2 protein-coding genes are annotated in these 10,241 nt (G+C 59.2%); both read right to left on the bottom strand.

The genetic code is table 11. The features are described 5' to 3' along the window. Nucleotides 1–69 precede the first annotated feature (69 nt). Complete coding sequence (locus GNF76_RS29025; RefSeq protein ID WP_155586475.1) at nt 70–585, bottom strand: hypothetical protein; 516 nt, start codon at nt 583–585, stop codon at nt 70–72. Nucleotides 586–588: 3 nt separating this feature from the next. After that, the gene (locus tag GNF76_RS29030; RefSeq protein ID WP_246212036.1) at nt 589–10,233 is read right to left on the bottom strand and encodes a DUF637 domain-containing protein; all 9,645 of its coding nucleotides are present in this window, start codon (nt 10,231–10,233) and stop codon (nt 589–591) included. Nucleotides 10,234–10,241 lie beyond the last annotated feature (8 nt).

Below are 10,241 nucleotides of genomic sequence, written 5' to 3' on the forward strand. Positions count from 1 at the left end.
TGGTCTGACCCCATTTTCTCTCATTTTCTCTTTTACGGTCCCATTTTACGTGCTTTTACGTCCCTATTTTTATCGAAGGGACCAATCATGTATTGATATAAACTTGATAACTTGCTCTGGCGCATCTTCTAAGGAGGCTCTGTAGTCTGTAACAAAACTAATCCCCATCAATATATTTCCACTTTTTTTAAGAAGAAAGTCATCATCCGCATCATTAAACAAAACATCAAACTCCCGTTCTAAGACCCGAAGATCATCCCCCACGCAGACACTATTAAAATTTCCACGATATCCTTCACCTACGGCAATTCTATAAAGCCTTCCGCTATTTTCGAAGTATAGCGAGACCGCCTCATTCATAAATCGATATGAACATAAAAGCTCACTTCCAAAACCGATCTTTCTCTTAACTCCGACCCAAGAGTTATTCTGAAGTAGAATGTCACGAACAGGTACTTCCGGACCGTACCAGTCAACCACTCCAACTTTTTCGCTAACATTGGAAAACGATTCACCTAAAGAGAATCCTGCTGCTGACATACCTGGAACAAGGTCAGAGTACAAATCAGGGAATAAATTTCTCATAGATCACTTCCAGCCCTTCCACTCACCGCCCTCATACTTCAGACGATTTCCTTGGGTATCATAGTATTGTTGATAACGCGTAATAGTGCCCGGACTAAAATCAGGCGACGGATCAATTACCCGTATTTCTATATTTTTATTGCCAACCTTCTCAGTACTAACAAGCTTATAGTACGGACTATCACCGTGGGTTCCACCGCCCGGATGGAACTCTACCTCTTTTATTGTCGGGTGCCCTTCAACGTTAAAGACTTGTGCTTTACCTGAAGTACCAGCCAATGGTGCTTTCGGCGTAACGCTCGCACCATCAAGCGTTAGCGATTGCTTGATATCATCAATCGATTTACCCCACATACTCGACGGCGATTCAGCAATATTTCGAGGAATCCCTGCTTGGGTGGCCAGATCGTCTCTCAGCCCAACACGCGCAATTGCAGAAGTAGCCGGCACTTCAGCTGCACCTGCCGCTTTTGCACCCGCCAACTCCACCTTAACAACCTTAGCAGTGACCTTTTCGACGAGCAAGGCCCCGCTTTTTAGCGCTCCCCCAACCCCCGTCCCAAGCGCCACCACGTCACTTATCAGCTTCCCGGTTTCACGCCCTGCGTTAAACGATCCACTCGCCCCGGCTCTTTCATACTCCGCTTCCAGATTGTCAATTCGTTCGATGTAGGACTGCTTCATGGCGTCCGAAACATTACCCAGCACATCCCCGCTTTCAAGCACGGATCTCAATGCCCGATACGTCTCTCTCGGGCTGACGGCAACTTCCAAGATGCCCTTGACCGTATCAAGTAGCCCTTCCGGCACCCCAACCACTGCCCCACCCGCAAAACTGGCGTCCTGCCCCGCGTCGATCAATTCCCACTTCGTATTGATCCTGAGTTTTTCTAGTGGATCTTCGCTTTCTGCCAGCTCTTTCGCTCTCTGAGCCTTTTGATGCTCGCCCAGGTAGTTGTACTGCGTAGCATTCTTCGCAACCCAAGCCCCCTTCTCCAGCTTCGCCGCATCAGCATCCGTCTGCCCGGCTGCTGCTAGTACACCGACAATCTGCGAACTCATGGTCAGCAGGTTTTCATTACCCCTAACCAGCTTGTTCAGCTCAACGACGACCGCTTCATTGACACCGGCCGCCAAGGCGCCAGTTTTGAAGTCCCCTCCGGTCGCTTCTGCCAACAACCCACCCACCATCGCATGAACAATGATTTTCGGAGGGTAACCATCGGTCAATTTCCCCTGAGTGAAATTCCCCACGAGATTAAAGCTTGCTGCCGCCAAGGTATTGAACAGGGCGCTTTTCAGTGCATCGCTGGCGCTACCACCCTGCCCCAGCGCCTTGCTCAGCAGCATGGAGGTGCCGCTTTGCAACGTCTGGTTGGCGGCGAATTGACCGACACCGCTCCAAGTGTTCAGTAGACCCGGCGTCGTAACTTTCCCGGTGAGTGTGTTTGTTTGAGTTCCAGTCCAATCACCAAAATAGGCCTCCGTCAGGCCTGCTGTAGCACCAGAAATCACGTACCCCTTCATCGCATCGGAAGAAGTCACGTCCTTGAATACAGCGCCAAGATTGCCCCGATTGTTGACCATACTAACGGTGGCATTGGTCGATGCGTTGGCCGCTACAGCACCCACTATTGCGCCACCAACGCCACCGTTTACTGCGGCAGCAGCCATCGGCCCAACCACCGCCGCCATCACAATCGCAATAATGATCTGCGAAGCTGGCCCAAGCCCCGAGTTGCTGTATTTGAAGCTGTCATGGATTTCCTTGACCTGCCTCCAATCAACATCACCCCGGGCCTCGGCGTCCTTGATCCAGGCCAGTTGAGGATCCGCCTTGACCATCGCATCAATGGATTGACTCACCGTTTGCTGATCAACCTGCCTGACGTCGATTTTCAGACCGTCAACGGCTTTGATCACGACATTGCCTTCGGCAATCATCTGAGTCTGGCGTAGGGTCTCGTCGGTGTTTCCCTTACCTTTGGAGGACACCCAGAAAGCGTTGTTGTCACTCTTCTCATGACTCTCCTGCCGCAGATCCTTAACCGCCTCAAACGTCACCGCCCCACCACTGACAATCGCAATATCCCCGCCACTGTCGAGCTTCGCCGCCTGGTACTTCTGGTCCCCACCGCTCTCCAGCGTCAGGTCGCCACCGGTCTTGATTTCGCTGCCGATGTTTTTCACATCAGTCACTTCATCACGCTGCGTTTTCTTGCTGCCCCAGCCACCTTTTTTGGTCATGTCGTATAGCGAGTAATTGCTGTCTTGTGCCGCCAGCAGGTTCAACTCGTTATCGGCATGCACGTAGGCTTCGTTGCCCGCGCTGATTTTGCTGGCGACCAGGGTCAGGTCGGTGCCGGCGATGGCGATCAGGTCGCCACCGGCTTTCAGTTCGGCGCTTTGTTGGGTCACCGTGTCCAGTTGGGTGGTGGTTTTGGTCTGGCCTTTTTTGCCTTTGGAGTAGTCGTGTTCTTCGTTGGCCGCGGCGGCCAGGGTCAGGTTTTCGCCGGCCCGGACGCTCAGGTCTTTCGCCGCGCTGACGGTGCTGGCGACCACGGCGATGTCGCGTCGGGCGTCGATGACCAGGTTGCCGCCTACGTCCACGCTGGAGCCGTGTTGCAGGACGGTTTGTTCGGTGCTCGTAACCCGGCGGCGCTGGTAGGCGGCGCTGTCTTCTTCGGTCTGGCTGGCGATCACTACGTCGCGCCCGGCGGTCACGCTGGCGTTGCCGCCGGCCTTGAGGTTGCTGCCGAGGTTGAGTACGTCACGCCCGGCGTTGAGCTTGAGGGTGTCGGTGGCCTCGAAGCGCGAGGCATCGCTGACCACGTCATCGCGCAGTTGGAATTTCTCGCCTTCGCGCTTGAAGGTGGTGACGGTACGCTCGTTGATGATGTCGCCGGTCAAGGCAGTGGCGCTGATGTCGCGGCCGGTGACGATGCCGCCACGGCTGTTGCGGATCGAGTCGGTGGCGAGCATTTCCAGGCGGTTGCCCGCTTGCATCAGGCCGCTGTTGTCGATGTTGCCCGCCACCATGCTCAGGTTGTTGGTGGCCCGCAGGGTGCCGCTGTTGTGCAGGTCGCCGCCGGTGATCAGGCTGACGTCCTGGCCCTGGATCAGTGCGCCGTTGGGCGCCAGGCGGTTGTTGGCCTGGGCCAGGTATAAAACAGGGGTCAGGACTTTCTGGCCGTTGACCTCGGCCTCTTCCATCCAGACGATGTCGTGGGTGAGTGCCGCGACTTGTTCAGCGGTCAGCGATACGCCGAGTTGCAGGTTCAGCGAGTCCTTGTAGGAAATGGCGTTGTCCATCAGGTAGCGGAACAGCGCGTCGTCGCTGGCGATGCCGTCGATGTAACGCTGGCCGGTGCGCGCTACCACGGCTTCGCGGATCAGGCGTTGCTCGTAGAGGCCGTCGCCCAGGCGTTTCCAGCTGTCATCGGGGTTGTAACCCAGTTTGCCCAGCAAGTAGTCGGAGCTCATGAACTGCTTGAGGTCGGTGAGCGCCGGGTTGGTCTCAATCAGGTACTTGTGGCTGTTATCCACCGGGGCGATTTCCGGTAGCCCTTGCACGCGGGTGACCGAAGGTGCGCGGCTGTCCAGGACCCGCGGGCCCTGGCCGTTGACCGCGCCACTGACCGGCTGGCCGTCGAGGCTGAAGCCGCGCTCTTGCACGGCGCTGTAGTCGAGGGTTTTCTCGCGCTCGGCGGCGCTGATCACACGCCCGCTCACGGTGAAGTCACCGGTACCGGTGGCCGCTTGACCCGCTGCGCCGCCCTTCGCGGCCTGGCCGCTGAGGCGGAATAAACCGTTCTGGCTGGTCGGCAAACTGAAGCCGGGCAAGGTCACCGGGTTGACCTGGCGCTGGGCCAGGTCCGGCGGAAGTTGCGCGGTGATCGCCGGTTTGACCGTGGAAGCAAACACGTCGGAGTTGGTGTTGCGGTTTTGCGCCGGCGTATCGATATCCGTGGCGTTGGGGCGGATCACGCTGTTGTTGATTTGCTGGGTGGCGTTAACGGTGACTGAACCGGCCGCCTGAATAACCGCGGGGGCAATCACACTCCCGGTAGTCGGTACTACATAGCTGGAGTCGTTGTAGAAGTTACCGATCCCGTCCCTCAGCTTGGCGATGGTCATTTCGCCGGGACGGTAGTCGGCCGAGTTGGGGTTGTTGTAGAGGTTGAACTGGTTCCTGCGGCTGATAAACGTGTTGTACACACTGTCGTTACGGGTATAGAACTCCGAGTCGAAATGGCGATCTTCGCCACCTGCCGCGCCTGTGTTGTTCAGTACACCGGTATCGATCTGGATGTTGCCCGCAGCCGACATTGAGCTGTAGAGGTTGTCGACAGTTTGCGCGGCAATCGTCAGGCCTGCGCCCGATGAGATGAACGCCGTAGGGGAACTGCCGGTGACAACGTCCTCGTAGCGTTCAACCGAGCGGAAGTGGACTTCACAACCCCGGCCCTTACAAAAATCGTCGTAATAGGTATCAAAGCTGCCCGACACCAGTTTCATTTCAGTGCTGAACTGGTCGCGACGGTTGCTCAGGGTGTCGGCCAGCAAACGCATATTGCCGGTACTTTCCAGGGTGCCGGAGACGTTTTCGATCAGGGCGCTGCGCCCGCTGGCGTCGTCCCGGGCGATGTCCAGGCCGCCCAGGCTGTAGACGTCGCCATAGCGGTTGCTGAAGTCGTTGACGCGCAACGTCATGTCGTTGCCGCTGAAGATCAGGCCCTTGTCGTTGAGCAGATGGGTGGCGTTCAGGCGCACCTTCTCGGCACCGCCCAGGGTGCCGTAGTTGTTCAACGTGGTGGCGTTGACCGTCAGGTCGCCGATGGCGGTCAGGCGTCCGCGGTTGTTCAGGGTGGTGCTGTTGATCTGGGTAAGTGCACCGCCGGCAATACGCCCGTTATCGCCCAGGTCCATGCGGGCGCTGGTGAGGGTCATGCCGCCCAGGCTGCTGACCCGACCGTTGCCGCTGTAGCCACCGGTAAACGTGAGGTTGAGGGTGCCGTCACTGGCCAGCAGGCCTTCGTTGGTCCAGGTGTCGCCGATGCCGGTCAGGCTTTGTGCGCCCAGCAACTGGCCACTGGCGGTCTGGGTGAACTGGCCGATGTCGAGGTTCAGGCGCCCGGCCTGGATCACACTGCTGTTGGTCCAGCTTGCAGCCTTGATGTCCAGTTGGCCGTTGGTGACGAAGCTGCCGCCGGCACGGGTGACTTGATCGGAGGTCAGGTCGAATTTGCCGCTGCCGGTATGGACGATGCGCCCGCCGTTGTTGTCCAGGCTGGCAGCTTGCAGGTTGAGGTCTTCGTTGGCACTTTCCAACGCACCGAAGCGGTTATCGAACAGCCCCAATGTGCTGATGTGGGTGGAACCGGTGCGGCCCATGGCCCGCAGGGTACCGCCCACGTTGTTGATGGTTTGCGCGGCGAGGCGCAGGGTGTCGTCGCTTTCGATCAGGCCAAAGCGGTTGCTCAGGGTGCCCGTCAGGCCGAAGTCGATGGTGCGCGCACCGACCTTGCCGCCGTTGTCGGCAGCCGTGCCCTGGTTATCGAAATCCTGGGCCGTGACCTTGAGCAAGGTGTCGGCGTACACACCGCCGCCCTGGTTGTTCAGGGTGCTGGTGACGATGCGGTTTTCACCGCCCAGGGCCGACAGGTGCCCCAGTTGGTTGAGCAACCCGCCCTTGGCGTTGATATCCAGCGATTGCGCCTGGGTGATACCGCCACCGTTGTCGAACAAGCCAGTGACCAGTTTGATCCAGCCCTTGCCGCTGTTGAGTACACCGCCGGCGGTGTTGGTCACACTGGCCGTTTGCAGGTCGAGGTTGCCATTGAGGCTGTCGACCCGGCCGCCCTGGTTGTTCAGGGCGCCACTGAGGCGTAGCAGGTTGTCGGCCTGGCTTTGTAACGTGCCCTTCTGGTTATTGAGCGCTCGAGCGGCAAGATCAAGCTTGCCCTTCTGGCTGAAGATCAGGCCGTCTTGCTGGTTGTTGATGTCACCGGCCAGCAGCTTGATCACCAGGTCTTTCTGGCTGGCGAGGGTGCCTTTGTCGCGGTTATCCAGATCGCCGTTGGCGAGGGTCAGGTCGAGTCGATCCTGGCTGACCAATTGACCGCCACGGTTATCCAGGCTTGAAGCGTTCAGCAGCAAAGCGGCGCCACTGGCCAGACGGGCGTTGTTGGCGTTGATCAGCGCACCGCTGAGGGTGCCTTCCAGGGTGCCCTGGCTGATCAGTTGACCGGCGCTGTTGTCCAGGCTTTGGCCAATCAGGGTGATGTTGGCAGCGCTGATCTGGCCGCCACGGTTGAGGATTTCACTCTGGGCATTGTTGAAGTCCAGGTGTTGACCGGCGGAAATCAACCCGCCGTTGCTGTTGTCCAGGCGACCGGCAACGGTGAGGCCAACATCTGCCTGGCCTGAGATGATCCCTTGATCATTGTTCAGGCTGGCCGCGCTGATGGTTTGCTTGCCCTGGCTGACCAGGGCACCCGCTGCGTGGTTATCCAACGCGCTGGTGAGCGTGGTTTGCAAGGTACCGCTCTTGCTCGACAACGTACCTTCAGCGCTGTTGTCCAGGCGGCCGCCGACGACCGTCAGGCCATTCCAGCCAGAGATCAAGCCCTTGTCGGCGTTGACCACTGCATCCGCTTCAAGGCGCAATTGATCGGCACTGAGGATGACCCCGCGATCACCGTTATCGATGCGCTTGGCCGCCACGGTGAACGCCGTCTGGCTGGAGATTTCGCCTTGTTCACGGTTGGTCAGGTTGGCCAGGCGAGCGAAGGTCAACGGCCCTTTGGCGCTGATCAAACCCGCGCTGTTGTCCAGATCACCGCCTTGCAGGTCGAGGGTCACGGCGCGCTCGCCGATCAAGCGGCCCTGGCGCTGAATCAGCTTCTGGACGGTGAGTTTCAAGTCGCCCTTGGACGAGATTTCCCCGTCCAGGCTTGAGTCCACACGCTGGCCTGCCAAGGTGAGATCGCTTTGGCTGTTGATCAGGCCCGCACGGTTGTCGAGGTTGGCGACGGTCAGGTTCAAGGCTTGCTGGCTGCCGATCACACCGCTGCGGTTATCCACATCGGCAGCGGTCACCGTCAGGCTGCCATCGCTGACCAGTTGCCCGCCCTGGTGGTTATCCAGCGCGCCGGTGTTCAGGGTCTGGAGCGTACCGGCCGAGAGACGGCCCTTGTCGCTGTTGTTCAATGAGCCTGAGGTTGCAGTCAGCGCGGTGGCAGCGGAAATCAGCCCCTGGTTATGGTTGTCCAGAACGCCGGTGACCTTCAGGTCCAGCGCACCACGGCTGGCGAGTGCGCCACCGGCCTGGTTGTCCAGGCTATCGGCATCCACCTGCAAGAGGCTCTTCGCTGACAACACACCTTCGACGCTGTTATCCAGCGCCTTGGCGACGCGCACCTGCAGGCTGTCGCCACTGATGACTTTGCCACCCCGGTTGTTCAGCGCATCGGCCACCAACAGGAACGATTGCGTGCTGGAAATCTCGCCGCCCTGGCTGTTGTCGACGCTGCCCAGGTTGTTCAACAGCAATTGGCCTGGGGTCGCAATCAGACCGTGGTCGCGGTTGATCAGTTGCCCATGGCTCAAGTCCAGGTCGATGCGGGTATTGCTGACCAACTCGCCACGATCATGTTGGTCCAGCCCGGTCAGGGTTGCCTTGACCGTGGACTTGGCAAAGATCGAACCTTGTTGGCTGTTGTCCAGTTGCCCAGCATTGAGGGTGATTCCGGCGTCACTGCTGATGCTGCCTTGCCGGCTGTTGTCCAGACCGGCAGTGCGCACGTCAACCTGTTGCTTGGCGCTGATCACGCCGCCCTGGCTGTTGTTCAGCGCAGCACTCACCAGCGTGGCCGTGCCATCGGCCAGCAGTTTTCCCGCCTGGTTGTTCAGTTGGCCCTGAGTCGTGATCGACAGGGCGTTGGCGGCAGACAGAATGCCGCCCTGGCTGTTGTCCAGCGTGCCGGCCTTGACCGTCAACGTACCTTCGCTGAGCAATGTGCCCTGGCCCTGGTTGAGCAGGTCACCGGTCAGGTTGATGTTCAGGTCTTTTTGGCTGGTGATGCGGCCACCCAGGCTGTTATCCAGTTGACCGCCGTTCAACACGAGGCTCTCGCGCCCCGCCAGCAGGCCTTTGCTCTGGTTGAGCAGGCGTTGCACCGTCAGGCTCAAGCCACTGTCACCTATCACCTTGCCGGTGTTGTTGTTCAGTTGATCGGCCACCAACAGCACTTTGGCCTGGCTGGATATCTCGCCTTGCTGGTTGAGGACGGTCTGGCTGCGCAGGTCCACGCCGTTGGTGGCGGCGATGAGACCGCCGTTGCGGTTGTCCACCGAGGTGCCGGTAAGGTTCAGAGCACCTTCGCTGACTAACTCACCCGCTTGTTGATTGAGTACGCCGACCGTCGCCTGCAGGTCACCCTTGGCACTGATTCGACCGGCGCCGTTTTCGAGTTGGTTGGCGGTGAGGGTCAACCGGCCATCGCTGCTCAGTTGGCCGCCGCTGCTGTTGTTCAGGCTGGCCAATTCGACACGGGTATCGGCCTTGCTGCTGATCACGCCCTTTTGGCTGTTGTCGACGCTGCCACCGGTCAGGGTCAATGCCCCGTCAGCGATCACCAGACCGCCCTGGTTGGCCAGGGTGTCGCCGTGCAGCGCCAGGGTCGTTTTACTCGACACCAGCCCGGCCTGGGCGTTGTTCAGTTGCCCGGCGGAGACCTGCTGGGCGCCCTGGCTGATCAGGTTGCCTTCATTGTGATTGTCGAGCAGCCCGGCGATGGTCGCGGTCAAATTGCCCTGGCTGGCGACGGAGCCTTTATCGCTGTTATCCAGGCTTGCGGCTTGTAGCGTCAGCAGGCTGGTGGCGGAGAAAATTCCCAGGCGGTTATCGATCGCGCCACTGGCGGTCACGTTGAGGTTGCTGCCCAGCAGTTTGCCGGAACGGTTATCCAGCGTCGTGGCGGTAACGGTGGTTTGGCTGGCGGATATTTCGCCCGCTCGGTTACTCAACTGCCCGGCTGTTACACGGGCCTGCTCCTGGCTGGCCACCAGGCCATTGTCGTTGGTCAGTTGACCGGCGTTGAGCGTCAGGTCCTTGAGGCCTATCACTCGACCGCTCTGGTTATCCAGCGCAGCCGTCACCGTGACATCGGCGCTGTTGTCACTGTGCAGCAAACCATTCGTGCGGTTATCCAGGCCGGCGGCATTGACCTTGAGCGAGTCCGTGCCGAGAACGCGGCCACCACGGTTATCGATTTGGCCTGCGTTAACTACGGCTTTCGCACCACTCAACGTACCGCCCTGGTTATCCAGGGTTTGTGCGGCGGTCACCGTCAGGGTGCGACTGGCAACCACGCTTTGAGTATTTTTAAGGCTCGCCGCCGACAGGCTGACATCGCCGCTGGCATTGCGGCTTTCATCGGCATTGACGCCTGCTTCGATGATGCCGTTGTTGATCACCTGCCCACTGCTGGTCAGGGTGATGCTATCGCGCGCGGCGAGGCTTTTCTGGTTGCTCAACCCCGAGGTGGCTTGCACATCGATACGGGTGCCGGCGTAGACCGCGCCCGTGGCGTCAAGCTGGCCGGCCTTGATCACCACCGCTTCGCTGGCCTTGGCATTGACCATGCTCAACC

It is taken from the genome of Pseudomonas spelaei, assembly GCF_009724245.1.
Taxonomy (GTDB): Bacteria; Pseudomonadota; Gammaproteobacteria; order Pseudomonadales; family Pseudomonadaceae; genus Aquipseudomonas; species Aquipseudomonas spelaei.

What these genes read in the sequence shown, in the direction of transcription:
- GNF76_RS29025 (WP_155586475.1), bottom strand. Translation starts at nt 585, where the DNA reads ATGAGAAATTTATTCCCTGATTTGTACTCTGACCTTGTTCCAGGTATG.
- GNF76_RS29030 (WP_246212036.1), bottom strand. Translation starts at nt 10,233, where the DNA reads ATGGTCAATGCCAAGGCCAGCGAAGCGGTGGTGATCAAGGCCGGCCAG.